The organism is Rhizobium esperanzae (assembly GCF_014197615.1).
GTDB lineage: Bacteria > Pseudomonadota > Alphaproteobacteria > Rhizobiales > Rhizobiaceae > Rhizobium > Rhizobium esperanzae_A.
The window spans coordinates 1-16112 of the sequence record NZ_JACIFY010000035.1; the positions used below are offsets into that span (position 1 = coordinate 1).

Below are 16112 nucleotides of genomic sequence, written 5' to 3' on the forward strand. Positions count from 1 at the left end.
ACCGCCAAACCATGCCGACCTCCCGAAAAATCATCTCGAAAGTGTCAGGCATGTCTCCGAACATCTGTCAGGTATGTATCCGGGCTTTACACTTGAGCCTGGGATCCATGGCTCCAACTGACGGGAGCTACATGGATCGGAAGAACCCGCCCTAGCGCCCTCTCCCCTGTTTCCCCATCACCGCGGTCCCCAATCGCTGGATCGCCTGGCGCAGCTTGTCGCCCTCGATGCCTTCCATCATGCCTTCGAGCTTGCGGGCGGCTTCGCCCTTCAGCGGCGGCGGGGTGCGGGAGCGGCGGATGGCCTGGGAGACCGGCTTCTGGACGATGCGGATCTGGTGGACGGCGGAAAAGCCGAAGAAGCTGTTGATGCGCTGGATGAGTTCGCCCTGGGCATGGGTGAGGAAAAGCGCGCGCGCGCCTTCGCAGGCGATCGTCAGCACGCCGGGGCGGAAGCCGCCCTCCTCATTGCCGCCGCGGGCCCAGGCGATCTTTTCCGGCCGGGTGCAGTCGGCGAAATCCTCGCCGGCGATTTCGCTCCACGAGCCGAGCAATGCCGTGTTGATGCCGGCGCGCCGCGCAAGGACGGGATCGATCAGCCCGTTCGCCAGCTCGGAAATCTGCTTTGCACCTTTGCGTGGATAACTCATCGAAAACCTTGGGCACCCTAACCAATCGCACAGGGAATTGGCGGGAGCGACTTGATCGCGCGGCATTGCTTCGCCAAGTATAGGCACTTCCCCCGATCCCGGCAAATCATGACGATCACGACACTCGACACGCGCTCCGCCAAACCCCTGCTCGACTGGTACGACCGCCACCACCGCGACCTGCCCTGGCGTGTGACGCCCGGCATGGCGGCGCGCGGCGTCAAAGCCGATCCCTATCGTGTCTGGCTTTCCGAGGTGATGCTGCAGCAGACGACGGTGCAGGCGGTCAAACTCTATTTCGAAAAATTTCTTCAGCGCTGGCCCGAGGTGAGCGATCTTGCAGCGGCCGAGAACGACGAGGTGATGGCCGCCTGGGCCGGGCTCGGCTATTACGCCCGGGCCCGCAATCTGAAGAAATGCGCCGAGGCGGTGGCTAGGGAATATGGCGGCGTCTTTCCCGATACCGAAGAGGGGCTGAAATCGCTGCCAGGCATCGGCGACTATACCGCTGCCGCCGTCGCCGCCATCGCCTTCGATCGGCCGGCGGCTGTGATGGACGGCAATGTCGAGCGGGTGATCTCCCGGCTTTACGCGATCGAAACGCCGCTTCCGGCCGCCAAGCCGCTGATGAGAGAAAAGGTGGCGCTGCTGACGCCGGCCGTGCGGCCCGGCGATTTCGCCCAGGCGATGATGGATCTCGGGGCGACGATCTGCAAGCCGAAGCGGCCAGCCTGTTCGCTCTGTCCGTTCCGGGGCGGCTGCGAGGCGCTGAAGCTTTCCGATCCCGAGCTCTTTCCGGTCAAGGCGGCGAAGAAGGAAAAGCCGGTGCGCCACGGCGCGGCTTTCATCGCGGTAACAGGCGATGGCGAGATCCTGCTCAGGCGGCGCGCCGAAAGCGGCCTGCTCGGCGGCATGACCGAGGTGCCGACGACGGCGTGGACGGCGCGTGTCGACGGCGAAACATCCGTCTCGGCCGCGCCGTTCGCGGCGGCATGGCAGTTCTCCGGCACCGTCATCCATGTCTTCACCCATTTCGAGCTCAGGCTTTCGATCTGGCGCGCCGCAATCGCCGGCCCGGTCGCCCGGGATAACGGCCCGAATGACGGATGGTGGGAGCCGGTTACAAATCTTGAAGCACAGGCGCTGCCGACCATCATGAAAAAAGCAATCGCAGCGGCTATTCCTCTCGCGTTCAAAACATCCAAGGGATGACCATGACCACCGCCATACAGCATATCGTTTTCGACATCGGCAAAGTTCTCATTCATTACGATCCCAATCTTCCCTTCGCCCGCCTCATCCCCGACGAGAGCGAGCGCAACTGGTTCTTCGCCAATATCTGCACCCATGACTGGAATATCGAGCAGGACCGCGGCCGCACCTGGGCGGAGGCCGAAGCGCTGCTGATCGCTGAGCATCCGGCCCGCGAGGAGCATATCCGCGCCTTCCGCAAATACTGGCACGAGATGGTGCCGCACGCCTATGAGGACAGCGTCGCCATCATGGAAGGGCTGATCGCCGAGGGCCGTGACGTGACCATGCTCACCAACTTCGCCTCCGACACGTTTCGCGAAGCGCAGCAGCGTTTCCCATTCCTGACGAAACCGCGCGGCGTCACCGTCTCAGGTGATGTCGGCCTGATCAAGCCGGATATCGCCATCTACGAAACCCATACGAAAAGCTTCGGTCTCGATCCCAAGGCGACGATCTTCATCGACGACGCGCCGGCCAATGTCGAAGGCGCCAGGGCTTTCGGCTGGAACGCCGTGTTGTTTTCGGGTGCCGAAAAGCTGCGCAGCGATCTCGCCGCCTACGGCGTGAAGGTCTAAGCCCATGGCTTTCGACCCGGCAGAAGAAATCGAACGCTTCCACGCCGCCATCAACGCGCTGGATTTTCCCGCGATCGAGGCCTATTTCGCCGAGGATGCCACCTATGTCTCGAACGGCGTCGGCAGCCTTTCCGGGCGGGCTGAGATCATGGCTGCCTTCCGGAAATATTTCGATGATTATCCCGATCAGACGGCGGATAATTCGCTGGTGGAAAGCCTGACGCCTCTCTCCGGCCGGGCCGTCTGGTCGCTCAGCGCCACGCACAGCCAGACCGGCAAGCCGCTGCTGCGCGAGGGTGAGGAGACGATCACCTTCAATGAAGACGGCCGCATCACGCGGGTCGAAGTCACCGACTACAAGGATTTCTGAAACAGCATCTCAGAAATAGAAGACGCCCGAGGTTGGAGCCTCGGGCGCCTTGGCCTTCTCCCGCAACTGGAGGGAACCGGAAGAAGGTATTTCGATCCTGCGAAGGTGCTGCTCACTCCACCTTTGCCAGATCACTGCGGATGACGGACCTGAGATCGTCGATCGGGCGCAGGGACTGCCCGTCTTCGAAATGCCAGAAGGTCCATCCGTTGCATGCATCGAGACCCTGCACCTTGGCGCCGAGACGATGAATGGAGCCGGCCTCGCCGCCGGAAGCCACCGTGCCGTCGGCGCGCACGATCGCGCTGTAGCGGCGTTTGGCGTCGGTCAGCACCTGGCCGGGCTTGATCAGGCCGCTTTCGACAAGCACGTTGAAGGCGACGCGAACCTCGGCCTTCTTGCCGGTCATGACCGTCAGTTCCGCCTTGCCGAGCGGCTCGACGGCGGCGATGCGGGCCGAGGCCGCATCGATATAATCCTGCTCGCGCTCGATGCCGACGAAGTGGCGGCCGAGGCGCTTGGCGACCGCGCCCGTCGTTCCCGAGCCGAAGAAAGGATCGAGCACGATATCGCCGGGCTTGGTCGAAGCCATGATGACGCGGGCCAGCAGCGCTTCCGGCTTCTGCGTCGGATGCACCTTCTTGCCGTCCTCGCCCTTCAGCCGCTCGCCGCCATTGCAGATCGGGAACAGCCAGTCCGAGCGCATCTGCACGTCGTCATTGGCAGCCTTCATCGCATCATAGTTGAAGGTATAGCCCTTGGCCTTGGCGTTGGGGCTTGCCCAGATCATCGTCTCATGGGCGTTCTGAAAACGGCGGCCCTTGAAATTCGGCATCGGATTGGTCTTGCGCCAGATGATGTCGTTGAGGATCCAGAAGTTCAGATCCTGCAGCGTGGCGCCGACGCGGAAGATATTGTGATAGGAGCCGATCACCCAGATCGAGCCCGTGGGCTTCAGCACGCGGCGGCAGGCGAGCAGCCAGGCACGGGTGAAGGCGTCATAGGCCTCGAAGGACGCGAACTGATCCCATTCGTCATCGACGGCATCGACCAGCGACTGGTCGGGACGGTGCAGCGATCCGCCGAGCTGCAGATTATACGGCGGATCGGCAAAGATGACATCGACGGAGTGGGTGGGCAAAGCCTCAAGCGCGCTGACGCAATCGCCCTTGATGATCGTGTCAACCCAAGACTGCGGCCGGGAATCCGCCTTGACGGAAGCCTTGAGGTCGGCAAGCGGAAAAACTGATGCCATTCTGATACTCACTCATACGCTCTACGCTTAACTCTCCGTTATGGTTACGCAACTTAGTTACCAAAGCCTGAAGCGGTGGCCGATTTCGGGAATTTATTGCGGCGGTCGGGGTAACCGCGCACAGGTCGCCGCAGCCCACCGGAGCGAGGGCATCTGTCATCTTCTTACTCCAGATTTTCCCTGACGTCAGAAAAGCTCAGTATCGAGTCAAACATCAGCTCATATTCCAATGATATAGTATCAGTTATCTTATTATCTTTGGTTCTTCTCATCTCGCAAATGACTTTCTTCTCAAAATAACTACCTTTTTCGCTGCACTCTCCATCGATTTCACCTGGATTGCCGTTGATTAAGCCAGCAGCGTCTGAGATTGCTCGCTCTGGGAATGTAACTCCAATACGATCAGGATACTGGATGAACATGAGAATCGTCGAAAGGACGAGGTACGCTAAGACAGCGAATATAAAAGAAAATATAGCTGTCCAAGTAAATTTAATGATCTTTGAAATCCACACTATTCGGCTTCCAGTCAGTCTTCAGATAAAGACCGTAGATAGCATTCTCTTCATCGACTGATGAATATAATTTGCTGTCATGCGTGCGTCAGTTGCGTGACTCCCGAAATGCCATAGACAAGCAACTTTCAGCGCGCCGGCGCCCGCCCGGAGTGGCTGCTCCGCATTATGCCGTATCATGAACCTCGCGGCTATCGGCCGGCGCCTCGTCGCGTTCGAACATGCCGTAATCGCGCACAACACTGGCGATCCGCAGGCGGTAATCGGCGAAGATGCCGCCGCGGCCGGCTTGCTGGGCGGCCCGGTGCGCTTCGAGATTGCGCCATTTTCTGACGGCCTCCTCGTCGCGGAAGAAGGAGAGCGACAAAAGCTTGCCGCGGTTCGTCAGGCTCTCGAACCGTTCGATCGAGAGAAAGCCGTCGATCTTTTCGAGTTCCGAGCGCAATTCGCCGGCGAGATCGAGATATTTGTGGCGCTCGCCCATATAGGGCACGACTTCGAAGATAACGGCGATCATGGCAACACCAGCTTGGCGTGAGGGGCGGAGACATTTTTCAGGAAGATGCGGTCTTCCCTGAGGATGAAGCGTTCGCGCCTGGAAAATTCGTAATTCTCGCGGCCGAGCGGGTCAGCTGCCAGGCTGGCGCGATAGGCCTCGTAGGCGGCGAGGCTTTCGATATTGTAGACGCCGTAAGCCGTCGTCGCCGATCCCTCGTGCGGAGCGAAATAGCCGATCAGGTCGGCGCCGTTTTTCGGGATCACCTGGCCCCAATTGCGGGCATACTCAGTGAAGGCGTCTTTCTTGAAGGGGTCGATTTCGTAGCGGATGAAGCAGGTGATCATGGTGTTTCTCCTTGGCTGTCCCAGTGGTTTCTCAGTGCTCTCCTGGTGCCGTTTTTCGCACATTGCCTGACGGCGATGCTTCGGTTACGATCGAAGTATGAAGGAAGGTCCTGACATTGCGCAGATCGGTGCGCTGATCGGCGATCCGGCGCGGGCCAACATGCTGGCGGCGCTGACCGGCGGGCGAGCGCTGACGGCGACCGAGCTTGCCGGCGTCGGCGGCATCACCGTGCAGACGGCAAGCACCCATCTTGCCAAGCTCGAAGCCGGCGGGCTGCTTGCCCAGCGCAAGCAGGGGCGCCACCGCTATTTCACGCTGGCCGACGAGGCCGCCGCCCGGCTGATCGAAAGCATGATGGGTTTTGCCGCCGGGCGCGGGCATCTGCGCCACCAGCCGGGGCCGAAGGAGCCGGCGCTGCGCAAGGCGCGCATCTGCTACGATCATCTGGCCGGCGATTACGGCGTGCGCATGCTCGACAGCCTGATTGCCTCAGGCGCGATCGACGCCGTCGGAGACGGCCTGGCGCTCACCGAAAAGGGCGAAAATGATCTCAAATGCATCGGCATCGATGTCGGCGATCTCAGATCCTCACGCCGGCCGCTCTGCCGCTCCTGCCTGGACTGGAGCGAAAGGCGCGCGCACCTCGCCGGCAGCCTCGGCAAGGCGCTGCTCTCAAGCTTCCTCGACAAGGGCTGGGCGCGGCGAACGGCGGAAAGCCGCTCGATCATGTTTTCTCCGGAAGGCGACCGGCAGTTCCTGAGGCTGTTTCCGGTCGATGCGTGAGCAAATCAGGCCTCGGACGATCAGATAGAGGAGTTGCGAGATCAGCTGACGTTGAGCAGCCCTTCTTCCTCATCTTCTTTTCGATCTTTGCCCTTTTTTTGGGCCCCTCGCCGGCATGTTTTCCGCCGGTCAGACCATGATCCATCATCGCCTGCAGCTCTGCACAGCTTCTGTGGTTGCCGCCCTTGGCGGCGACGTCGGCGGATGTGAAGGCAAAAAGCAGCGCTGCGGCTGCCGCCGATGGAACAAGAGCTGACAGCCTCATGGTCCCTCTCCTCTTGCCGGCCATACTACGATCGAGCCCGCGAACCCGCAATGTGTCGCGCCGTCGCAGAATGGCGGCGCTGGCACAGCCCGGTCGCGATGCGGCATCAGACCAAGGTCGGGGCGCCTATCCGACTGAGGGCTTAGGAGAGGAACAGTGGAGTGTAACCGAAGTTTGTCAGGCAGCTCTCCATCCGCTGCGGATGCGAAAGCGGTTCAAAAACAAACGGAGGAATACCCCATGATGAAGGTAACACATCTGGCATTGGCAGCGGCCTTTCTCGCCGGCACTGCGGTGACCGGTTTTGCTCAATCGTCAAGCACGGTCGGCACCGGCGGTTCGTCGGCTGGCGGCGGAACTGCGAGCAGCACAGTCGGTACTGGTGGCAGCTCCGCCGGGGGCACCTGCCCCGCCGGCGCAACCAACTGCAATTCCGGCTCGTCATCGACGCTCGGCACCGGCGGCTCGTCGGCTGGCGGCGGCACGTCGAGCAGCAGCGTCGGCACCGGCGGCTCTGCCGCGGGCTCGGGGTCCGGCTCCGGCTCTGCTTCGACGCTCGGCACCGGCGGTTCGTCGGCCGGCGGCGGCACGTCGAGCAGCAGCGTCGGCACCGGCGGTTCGGCCGCAGGTTCGGGCGATGCCAACTCGGCCTCGAGTGTCGGAACCGGCGCTTCGTCTGCGGACGGAGACAAGACGGGCAGCACCGTCGGCACCGGAGGCAGTGCAGCCGGAACTTCGCACGACAGCAAGGGCAAGAAGGGCTGCGCACCCGGCCAGGTCAAGAAGGACGCCGCCGGCACCAAGGGTTGCTGACGCTGTCGGCCGGCGCCGTTGCGGCGTCGGCCAAACCCTTGGAGATAAGACAATGACCCAACTTTCAATCGCACTCACCGCGTCGCTGGTCCTGGCAGCCGGGCATGCCATGGCCGAGGAAATCAAGCTCGACGACGGAACGACATGCACCATCGTCCAGTCCCAGGCCGGCGATACGTCCACCACGGTCACAGCCGGCAACGGCCATGTGTCTTCCTCGACCACGACCGGCAGCGGCTCGGCCGGCTCCTCGTCGTCATCCGCCACCGCCGGCTCCTCGGCCGGATCGGGAAGCGTCGACAGTTTTTCCACGGCGAGCATCACAAGGCCCGACGGCACCGTCATCACCAAACGCTCCGACGGAACCTGCTCGCTGACGAAACCGACGAAATAGGAGAGGACGATGAAACATCTCAACTTTATCGCAGCCGCTGCCATCGCGCTGCTGACGTCGAGCTCGGCCGTTTTTGCAGAGGAATGCGACGCCGCAGGAACTGTGGGAACGGGCGGCAGCGCTTCGGCCGGAGGCACGTCGGCAAGCTCTGTCGGAACGGCGGGCAGCTGCCGGACCGACGGCGGCACGACATCCTCGATCGGATCGGGCGGAAGCGCGGCCACCATCGACGGAAAGGCGCAAAGCAAGACTCATATCAACGACAATGGCGACAAGCTCAAGGCGCAGACCAAGGCCCAGGCCGTCGATCAGGGAACGTTCAGCAAGTCCCGCACCAAGACCAGCACCGATGGCAGCGCCCTGGAAAGCACGACCCGCACCATGTCGCATGTGCCGGGCCAGAAGCCGGTCAAAAATACCACCCGGCAGAAGATAATCCTGCCGGAACAATAAGTTGATGGGCTCGCCTCGAAACGGAGGTGAGCCCCTGTTTTGGCGCGATTGCAGCAGGCCATGCCCTTCTCCAGGCCCGATGCGGCTGCGCATTCAACCGCTCATCGAATGAGCCAAATTCTGCAACCTGTTGTTTTTGCGCGGCTTCGCGACGCCTCGCTGAGAAATCATTAAGCATGTTTCGATATTCTCATGTTCTACATTAACGTGAGAGCCCCATCATGGCGTCGATCCAGAATAAGATCATCATTGCAAGCATCGCGATTTTCGCGTTGGCCGGCGGCGCCACGGGCGTCGGCATCTGGTCCGCGTCCACCCTTTCTGCAAACAGCGACAATGTTGCCCAGTCAGCGCAAATTCTGCGCAACCACATGCAGGCCGATATGATGCATGACGCGCTGCGCGCCGACGTGCTGGCCGCCCTGCTGGCGTCCAACCCGGCAGCCGGCATCGACCCCGGCGCGGTGAAGGCCGATCTGGCGGAGCACAAGACATCGTTCCGGGAGATGATCGACGCCAACAGGGCGCTCGCCACCGACGAAAAGACCAAAGCGATCCTTGCCGGCATCGAACCTGCCCTCATTGCCTATGTCGAAAGCGCCACGAAGATCATAGATCTTGCCGGCCAGGATCCGGCGGCGGCATTGAAGGCCCTGCCCGAATTCATGGCGCAGTTTTCCGCGCTGGAAACGGGAATGGAAGAGACCGGCGACCAGATCACCGCGACCTCCGACGAAATTTCCAAGCGCAGCGCCGAGGTCAAGGCCTCGGTGGGCGTGGTTCTGAAGGCACTTCTTGCTCTCGCCGCAATCTTCGCCGTCGGCCTTTATTTCCTGACCCGCAAGAGCGTCACCAAACCCATCCTCGCCCTTTCCAACGATATGCAGAGGCTTGCCGGCGGCGACACGGCCATTGCCAGCAGCGCGATCGGCCGCAGCGATGAAATCGGCGCGATGGCATCGGCTGTCGAGGTTTTCCGCCAGGCGGCGATTGCCAACAAGCAACTCGAACAGGACGCCGAGGCAGCGCGCCTGCAGGGCGAAGCCGAGCGGATCACGGCCCGCAAACAGGCCGACGAGGACGCCGCCGAACGGCTGCGGGCAGCGACCTCGGGTCTTGCCGCCGGCTTGAAGCGGCTTGCCGCAGGCGATCTCGCCTTCCAGATCGAAGAACCCTTCGCTCCTGATTTCGAGAGCCTCCGGCATGATTTCAACATGTCGATCAGGCAGCTCGACCAGACGCTTGGCGCGATCGCCGCAGCCATTACGGCAATCGACGAAGGCACAAGGGAAATTGCATCCGGGGCCGGCGACCTGTCGAAGCGCACCGAACAGCAGGCAGCCTCGCTCGAACAAACCGCCGCAGCGCTCGATCAGATCACCGCCAATGTCTCGAATTCGAGCAAGCGCACCGACGAGGCGCGCACGGAAGCGACCGATGCCAACCGCAATGCCGCCAAGTCCTCCGAGGTCGTGTCGCATGCCGAAGAGGCTATGCGCCGCATCGAGGCGTCGTCGCAGCAGATCTCCAGCATTATCGGCGTGATCGACGAGATCGCCTTCCAGACCAATCTGCTGGCGCTCAACGCCGGCGTCGAAGCCGCACGCGCCGGCGAGGCCGGCAAGGGCTTTGCCGTCGTCGCCCAGGAAGTCCGCGAACTCGCCCAGCGCTCCGCGAAGGCGGCGAAGGAAATCAAGGGCCACATCGAAAAATCGTCGGAGGAAGTGGAAAGCGGCGTCAAGCTGGTTCTCGACACCAGCCAGGTTCTGAGCGCGATCAGCGAACAGATTGCCCGCATCAACCAGCACATGGATGCGATCGCCGTCTCGGCAAGGGAGCAGTCGACCGGCCTTGCCGAAGTCAATACCGCCGTCAATTCCATGGATCAGGTGACTCAGCAGAACGCGGCGATGGTCGAGCAGTCGACTGCCGCATCCAGCCAGCTTGCGCAGGAGGCCGCCAAGCTGCGGGAACTCGTCGCCCGCTTCAAGCTCCGGGCGACGGCTTCGGCGCAATCGGCCGGCCGGCAGCGCGCGCAGTGGGCCGCCTGACGGCTTCGTTCAAAAACGCGCTGCGCCCCAACAGGATCGCTCATTCCAGCGAAACCGGGCGCAGCGCCAGCTTTGGCTGGGCTCACTTAACTTACTGAGTGGAACGTCTCGAAAATCAGCGCCCTCAGCCAGCGATGCGCGGGATCTGCATCCATGCGGGGGTGCCAGGCCTGGACGATGTTGAAACCCGGCACGGCGACCGGCAGGTCGAAGGTCCTGATTTCCCTGATCGCCGCGGACTTGCAATAGGACTTCGGCACCGAGCCGATCAGGTCGGATGCCGCCGCAACGGCAATCACCGCCGGAAAGCTCGGCACGATCAGCCTGACATCACGCTCATGGCCGAGTTCGGCGAGCGCCCTGTCGACGGGGCCGGCATAGTCGGCCTGCGGCGAGAAGACGACATGGCCCAATGCGGCATAATTTTCGGCCGTTATCGCCGCATCGAAGATCGGATGCCCTGCCCTGGCGACACCGACAAACCGATCCTCGAACAGGGTCTGGCAGCGCAGTTCGCCGCCGTCGCGCGGCAGGACGCCGATATCGAGATCGACCGCCGCGTCCCGCAAAGCCTGAAGGTCCTTGTCCGATCTCGGCGCAAAGCGAAGCCTGATCCCCGGCGCAGCGTCGGTCACGGCGGCGCTGAGATCGGCAGCGTAGAGGAGCACGAAGGCCTCGTTGGCCCGAATGGTGAAGTCGCGCCGCACCTCCCGGATCTCCACGGTCGATGGCGGGCTCAGCACCGCCTTCACGGCGTCCTTCAACACCTGCACCTCTTCGGCAATCGCCAGGGCATGGGGCGTGGCGACCATGCCGCGCCCGGCCGGCACCAGGATCGGATCGCCGAGTGCCGCCCGCAAGCGCGACAGCGTCCGGCTCATGGCCGATGTGCTGAGGCCAAGCCGGCGAGCGGCGGCCGATACGCTCTGTTCGCGCAGCAGCGCATCGAGCGCCACCAGGAGATTGAAATCGAGATCGGACATGACGCAAGTCTAATCATGTATGGCGTCATACGCAACGGTCAATTGCTTGAGTTGCGTCTGGCGCAGGAGATCGGCGCGGGCTAAAGAATCGGCCATCTCACAAGCACCGAGGAGTTCCCATGTCCCTCACCTGCACCGCACCGATCGCTCAAGACGGCTTGGCATCGCCGCGGCGGTATCTGGCTGTTGCCCTGCTGCTTCTGACGATCGTTCTCGTCGTTCTGGACGGCGCGATCGCCAACGTCGCCTTGCCCTCGATCGCGCTTTCGCTGCAGGCGCAAGCCGAGAGCACCGTCTGGGTCGTCTCGGCCTATCAGCTGGCCGTGCTCGTCGCCATTCTTCCCTGTGGGGCGCTCGGCGAAATCTACGGCGCGCGGCGGGTCTTCCTGATCGGTGTCGCGCTGTTTACCGCGGCGTCGGCGGCCTGCGCCCTGGCGGGCGACCTGCCCCTGCTGATCCTCGCGCGTTTCGCGCAGGGGCTTGGCGCCGGCGCGATCATGGCGCTGGCGATGATGAACCTGCGCCAGGCCCTGCCGCAGCAGATGCTGGGCCCGATCATCGGCATCAATGCGATGGTCATCGCCATTTCTTCGGCTGCCGGCCCGGGCATTGCCGGCGCCATCCTTTCCGTCACGACCTGGCCGTGGCTGTTTGCGGTCAATATACCGCTCGGCATCCTTGTTCTCTTCGGCGGCGGCCTGCTGGGGCACGTCGAAGGCGCCAGGCGCAAACTCAAGGTGAAGGCGCTGCTCGCCAATACGGCGATGTTCATCCTGTTCCTCTCCGGCGCCGATCGGATTGCGACCGCGCCGGTCAGCGGTGCCGCCCTCATCGCCGCATCGCTCGCCTGCCTTTTCGGCCTGCTGCGCCTCGAACGCAACAGCGACGTCCCGCTCGTCCCGACCGACCTCTTGGCGACACCGGCATTCCGCGTGGCTGTCATCGCCTCGATATGCTGCTTCTGCGGCCAGATGCTGAGCACCATCGCACTCCCCTTCTACCTGCAACACAGGCTGCACATGACGCCGGTTCAGGCCGGGCTCTACATGATGCCCTGGCCGGCCGCGACCGCGATCATCGCGCCGATCTCGGGACGCCTGGCAAACCGCATCAAGACGGCATGGCTTTGCGCCATCGGCGGGGCGCTGCTGGCGCTCGGCCTTCTGGTGGCCGGCCTGGCGCCGCCAGACCCGAAAGGCATCGCCTTCCTCATCGGCACGGTGATCGCCGGCCTCGGTTTCGGGCTGTTCCAGACGCCGAACAACCGCATTCTCCTGCTTTCGGCCCCGAAAGCCCGCAGCGGTGCGGCGGGCGCCATGCAGGGCACCGCGCGGCTTCTCGGCCAGACGCTCGGCGGGATCTCCATGTCGATCCTTTTCGCGACATTGCCGTTGTCGACGGCCCTCGACTTTGCGGTCGTCATTGCAGCGGGCTGCGCTGCCATATCAAGCCTGGTCAGCCTGAGCCGGGCGCGTTATGAAGCGGCGGGACAGCCCGGCGCGGCCTGAATGCGCCGGGCCGCCGTCCCCGTGGGGTGGCTTCACGGAGCCGGTCGCTTGCCGCATCGCAGCCATGCTCGGGATCCGGTTGAGCTTTGGCCGGGCATCGTGTAAAGCCGCAGCATTCCCGGACAACACCCAGGCTTCCAGCCCAGACCCTCAGCAAGGCGTGAACATATGGACGGCTTTGACCTCATCATCTTCGACTGCGACGGCGTGCTCGTCGATTCGGAAATCATCGCCGCGGAAGTCGAATCCGCGCTGCTGACGGAGGCCGGATATCCGATCAGCGTCGAAGAAATGGGCGAACGCTTCGCCGGCATGACATGGCGCAATATCCTGCTGCAGATCGAGCGCGAGGCGAGCATCCCGTTTTCGGCCTCGCTGCTCGAAAAGTCCGAACAGATGCTCGACCTCAGGCTGGCCAGCGACGTCAAGGCCATTGCCGGCGTCGAATTCGCCGTCTCCAGGCTGCCGATGAAGCGCTGCATCTGCTCGAATTCGAGCAGCAAGCGGCTTGACATGATGCTCACCAAGGTGGGGCTGAAGCCGCTGTTTGCACCGACCATTTTCTCCGCCAAGGATCTCGGCCCCGACCGCGCCAAGCCGAAGCCCGACATCTTCCTGCACGGCGCCAGCCAGATGGGCGTTTCCCCCGACAAGGTTGTCGTCGTCGAGGATTCCGTGCACGGCGTGCATGCGGCCCGCGCCGCCGGCATGCGCGTCATCGGCTTCACCGGCGCCTCGCACAGCTATCCCGCCCACGCCGACAAATTGACCGATGCCGGCGCCGAAACCGCAATCTCCCGCATGAACGACCTCCCGGGCGTCGTTGCGGCGCTGGCGGCGTGGGAAGGTGTCTTGTAGAGCCTGTTGACCTGCGACAGGCGTTTGCCGTTTTACTTGTCGATATGAACCGCGACTTCAAAGCCCAAAAAGTCCTTCTGCGTTATGCGGCAGGAGAACGCATTTTTCAGGACTTGGTTTGGGACGACGGCATTTACGATTTTAGCGGTGCTGATCTGCGTGACGCTATCTTCTCTGGAAGCTACTTTTTTGCCAGCTTTAGGGAGGCCAACCTGGAGCGTGCGGACTTTTCCCACTGTGCGGACTTTTCCCACTGTAACGTCAAAACGTCCGACTTCTCGCGAGCAAAGCTGACATCTGCAACATTCTTCGGATCCGCAATCGATGCCGCCGTCTTCGATGGCGCTGATTTAACTGGCACCAATTTCGAAGAGGCCAGTGCTTTCGGGTATGTTTTCAGCAAGGGTGAGTTACCGCCGCACTGATTGTGCGGAAGCCGTTGATTTTCTAAGAATTCGAGACGTCGATCACGAAAATTCTTCGGGCCGGCGATCGAAAGAGATTATTGAATGGGACGATTTCTCCCAAGATACGCAGATTATTATCGCTGCCGCGCAAGCGCGATCCTCCCGGCAAGACCGTCGTGGTCGAGGATTCCATCTACGGCGTGCACGTCGTCCACGCCGCCGGCATACGCTTCATCGGCTTCGCCGGCGCCTCGCGCAGCTACCCCGCCCATGCCGGCAAATTGACGGATGCCGGCACCGAAACCGCAATCTCCCGCATGAACGACTTCCCGGGCGTCGTTGCCGCTCCTGCGGCATCGGACTGCGCCATTGAACTTTATAATAAATGCCAATATAATAGCATTTACCTTTAAATTATGCAGTAAATGCTATTATGTTCGCATTTAATATGAGATCCCCTGCCGAGGTGATCGGCGGTCTGTCGGAAAGGATGAAGCGCCGGCGTATAGATGGCGGCCTCACCCAGAGGGAGCTGGCCGCAAGGGCCGGCATTTCTTATGGATCACTCAGATTGTTCGAAGAGACAGGAAAGATTTCGCTCGAAGCTCTTGTGAAGATTGCCTTTGTCCTGGAAGCCGAAGTCGAGTTCGAACAGTTGTTTCCGCCCCGCCCCCCCAAGACGATTGACGAGGTCATTGGCCGCCCCATCAGGCAGAGGGTACGCAAGAGATGAAATTCAAGCCGATCCGAAAAATGCGTGTCATTCTCGATCTCGATGGACGAGAGAGACATTTGGGAACTCTCGCGTGGAGCAGTGACGAGCGCCGGGCCTATTTCGAATATTCGGCAGAATTCCTCACAGCACCTTTGCCGATGTCTCCCTTCAACGCAAAAACCGAGCCAGGCTTGATTGCGGCCCCGCGCGATCCGTTCGATGGGCTCCATGGCTTGTTCAACGACAGTCTGCCCGACGGATGGGGTCGACTTCTGCTTGATCGCCGTCTTCAAAGGGCCGGTATCGACTATCATCTGCTGACCCCGCTGGATCGCCTTTCCGCAGTTGGAAGAACGGGGATGGGCGCGCTTGCCTATCTTCCCGAGCTGGATGACAACGAAAGGAATCCCAGCCGTGACGTCGACTTGGATTGGTTCGTCGAGCAGGTCGACCTCGTCCAAACCGAGATGGACATTGCCGACATTGACACGTTGCAAGGCGCACAGGGCGGCTCTGCCGGAGCGCGCCCAAAGATCATGATCGGATTCAACGAGGTCAGGAATAGCTGGGTTCTGGATTGCGGCCAGGATATGGAGCCTGGTTTTGATCGATGGATGGTAAAGGCGCGCGGCGTTGGCGACCCCGCCGACATCGGTGTCGAGGAGCAGGCCTATGCTTTGATGGCACGCGCCGCAGGGCTGAAGATGTCCGAGACGCGCACATTCCAGACAGGCAAGGGAAGCCGTCTCTTCGCCACCAGACGATTTGATCGAACGCTGGCCGGCCGGTTGCACATGCATACCGCTAGCGGCATCTTGAACGCCAGCCATCGACAGGCGTCACTCAATTACGGCCAGCTCCACAAGCTGACATTCATGATGACACGGGACAGTTCCGAAGTTTTGCGGATGTTTCGGCACATGGTTTTCAATGTCTTCTCCCGGAACCGGGACGACCACGCGAAGAACCACGCCTTCCTGATGAAAGGCGATGGTCGATGGACCCTCTCTCCTGCCTACGACCTGACCTTCTCTTCGGGGCCGGGGGGAGAACACAGCGCAGATATCGCAGGCGAAGGAAGAAATCCCGGCATGGCTCACCTGCTGACGGTCTCCAGGCAAGCATCTATCCCCGATCGAGACGCCAGGGATGTGATCGATGAGGTTCGAAACGCTATCGAAAGCTGGCCGCAGTTCGCTGAGGAAGCCGAGCTGCCAAAATCCCGCGCGGCCGAACTTAGGCCGCTTCTGAATTAGAAGGGACGTGCCCTGCGAGAGGTTGGGTGGGGACGGAGAGGTGGCGGCTATCCCCCTTCGCCCCGCAAGCGGGGAGAAGGTGCCGGCAGGCGGATGAGAATCTGTGTTGGTTGTCAAGGCGGATTTGGGGTCCAGAGGCGGTCCTGAGCTAGCAGGCAGTTTGC

19 protein-coding genes and 2 pseudogenes are annotated in these 16112 nt (G+C 61.9%); 14 read left to right on the forward strand and 7 right to left on the reverse strand.

Going from position 1 to position 16112, the window contains the following annotated elements; genetic code table 11:
- Window positions 1-151: 151 nt before the first annotated feature.
- A complete protein-coding gene (locus GGD57_RS28415; RefSeq protein ID WP_184473500.1) occupies window positions 152-649 on the reverse strand; it encodes a DUF721 domain-containing protein in 498 nt (165 codons plus the stop codon).
- A 108-nt stretch (window positions 650-757) separates the two neighbouring features.
- On the opposite strand from GGD57_RS28415, the gene mutY reads away from it, so the two are divergent.
- Genes mutY through GGD57_RS28430 form a run of 3 tightly spaced genes read left to right on the forward strand, consistent with a single transcriptional unit; the run spans window position 758 to window position 2848 of the window.
- Window positions 758-1861, forward strand: a complete 1104-nt coding sequence (gene mutY, locus GGD57_RS28420; RefSeq protein ID WP_184473501.1) for an A/G-specific adenine glycosylase — start codon at window positions 758-760, stop codon at window positions 1859-1861.
- Between the two features lie 2 nt (window positions 1862-1863).
- Window positions 1864-2478: an HAD family hydrolase gene (locus GGD57_RS28425; protein ID WP_184473502.1), complete on the forward strand. Its 615-nt coding sequence runs from the start codon at window positions 1864-1866 to the stop codon at window positions 2476-2478.
- A gap of 4 nt (window positions 2479-2482) precedes the next feature.
- Complete coding sequence (locus GGD57_RS28430) at window positions 2483-2848, forward strand: nuclear transport factor 2 family protein (RefSeq protein ID WP_184473503.1); 366 nt, start codon at window positions 2483-2485, stop codon at window positions 2846-2848.
- Window positions 2849-2960: 112 nt separating this feature from the next.
- Here GGD57_RS28430 and GGD57_RS28435 read toward each other — a convergent pair whose 3' ends face one another.
- The 4 genes from GGD57_RS28435 to GGD57_RS28450 form a co-directional block, all read right to left on the reverse strand.
- A complete protein-coding gene (locus GGD57_RS28435) occupies window positions 2961-4103 on the reverse strand; it encodes a site-specific DNA-methyltransferase (RefSeq protein WP_184473504.1) in 1143 nt (380 codons plus the stop codon).
- 164 nt (window positions 4104-4267) lie between these two features.
- Window positions 4268-4525 carry a hypothetical protein gene (locus GGD57_RS28440; protein WP_246713753.1) on the reverse strand — a complete coding sequence of 86 codons (258 nt, stop codon included), beginning with the start codon at window positions 4523-4525 and terminating at the stop codon, window positions 4268-4270.
- A gap of 259 nt (window positions 4526-4784) precedes the next feature.
- Window positions 4785-5135, reverse strand: coding sequence for an antibiotic biosynthesis monooxygenase family protein (locus tag GGD57_RS28445; RefSeq protein WP_184473506.1), 351 nt, complete (start codon window positions 5133-5135; stop codon window positions 4785-4787).
- Entirely contained in the window at window positions 5132-5461 is a 330-nt protein-coding gene (locus GGD57_RS28450; protein WP_184473507.1) for an NIPSNAP family protein, read from the reverse strand. The genes GGD57_RS28445 and GGD57_RS28450 overlap by 4 nt, the downstream gene beginning before the upstream one ends.
- Window positions 5462-5558: 97 nt before the next feature.
- On the opposite strand from GGD57_RS28450, the gene GGD57_RS28455 reads away from it, so the two are divergent.
- Window positions 5559-6245: an ArsR/SmtB family transcription factor gene (locus GGD57_RS28455; protein ID WP_184473508.1), complete on the forward strand. Its 687-nt coding sequence runs from the start codon at window positions 5559-5561 to the stop codon at window positions 6243-6245.
- A 55-nt stretch (window positions 6246-6300) separates the two neighbouring features.
- Here the strand turns inward: GGD57_RS28455 and GGD57_RS28460 are convergent.
- A pseudogene (locus GGD57_RS28460) lies at window positions 6301-6510 on the reverse strand (hypothetical protein); the annotation flags it as partial.
- 240 nt (window positions 6511-6750) lie between these two features.
- Here GGD57_RS28460 and GGD57_RS28465 point away from each other — a divergent pair.
- The 4 genes from GGD57_RS28465 (at window position 6751) to GGD57_RS28480 (ending at window position 10221) form a co-directional block, all read left to right on the forward strand.
- A complete protein-coding gene (locus tag GGD57_RS28465; RefSeq protein ID WP_184473509.1) occupies window positions 6751-7323 on the forward strand; it encodes a hypothetical protein in 573 nt (190 codons plus the stop codon).
- Window positions 7324-7375: 52 nt separating this feature from the next.
- The gene (locus GGD57_RS28470; RefSeq protein ID WP_184473510.1) at window positions 7376-7717 is read left to right on the forward strand and encodes a hypothetical protein; all 342 of its coding nucleotides are present in this window, start codon (window positions 7376-7378) and stop codon (window positions 7715-7717) included.
- A gap of 9 nt (window positions 7718-7726) precedes the next feature.
- Window positions 7727-8170: a hypothetical protein gene (locus tag GGD57_RS28475; protein WP_184473511.1), complete on the forward strand. Its 444-nt coding sequence runs from the start codon at window positions 7727-7729 to the stop codon at window positions 8168-8170.
- Between the two features lie 221 nt (window positions 8171-8391).
- Window positions 8392-10221 carry a methyl-accepting chemotaxis protein gene (locus tag GGD57_RS28480; RefSeq protein WP_184473512.1) on the forward strand — a complete coding sequence of 610 codons (1830 nt, stop codon included), beginning with the start codon at window positions 8392-8394 and terminating at the stop codon, window positions 10219-10221.
- Window positions 10222-10307: 86 nt separating this feature from the next.
- Here the strand turns inward: GGD57_RS28480 and GGD57_RS28485 are convergent, their stop codons facing one another.
- Window positions 10308-11204, reverse strand: a complete 897-nt coding sequence (locus GGD57_RS28485) for a LysR family transcriptional regulator (protein ID WP_184473513.1) — start codon at window positions 11202-11204, stop codon at window positions 10308-10310.
- 191 nt (window positions 11205-11395) lie between these two features.
- Here GGD57_RS28485 and GGD57_RS28490 point away from each other — a divergent pair, with 191 nt between their 5' ends.
- The 6 genes and pseudogenes from GGD57_RS28490 (at window position 11396) to GGD57_RS28515 (ending at window position 15948) form a co-directional block, all read left to right on the forward strand.
- Complete coding sequence (locus GGD57_RS28490; protein ID WP_184473517.1) at window positions 11396-12712, forward strand: MFS transporter; 1317 nt, start codon at window positions 11396-11398, stop codon at window positions 12710-12712.
- Between the two features lie 168 nt (window positions 12713-12880).
- Entirely contained in the window at window positions 12881-13570 is a 690-nt protein-coding gene (locus GGD57_RS28495; RefSeq protein WP_184473514.1) for an HAD family hydrolase, read from the forward strand.
- Window positions 13571-13614: 44 nt separating this feature from the next.
- Window positions 13615-13995, forward strand: a complete 381-nt coding sequence (locus GGD57_RS28500; protein WP_184473515.1) for a pentapeptide repeat-containing protein — start codon at window positions 13615-13617, stop codon at window positions 13993-13995.
- Between the two features lie 143 nt (window positions 13996-14138).
- Window positions 14139-14390 (forward strand): annotated as a pseudogene (locus tag GGD57_RS28505) (hypothetical protein); the annotation flags it as partial.
- A 20-nt stretch (window positions 14391-14410) separates the two neighbouring features.
- A complete protein-coding gene (locus tag GGD57_RS28510; protein WP_246713754.1) occupies window positions 14411-14710 on the forward strand; it encodes a helix-turn-helix domain-containing protein in 300 nt (99 codons plus the stop codon).
- The gene (locus GGD57_RS28515; protein WP_184473516.1) at window positions 14707-15948 is read left to right on the forward strand and encodes a type II toxin-antitoxin system HipA family toxin; all 1242 of its coding nucleotides are present in this window, start codon (window positions 14707-14709) and stop codon (window positions 15946-15948) included. The genes GGD57_RS28510 and GGD57_RS28515 overlap by 4 nt, the downstream gene beginning before the upstream one ends.
- The last annotated feature ends 164 nt before the right edge of the window (window positions 15949-16112 follow it).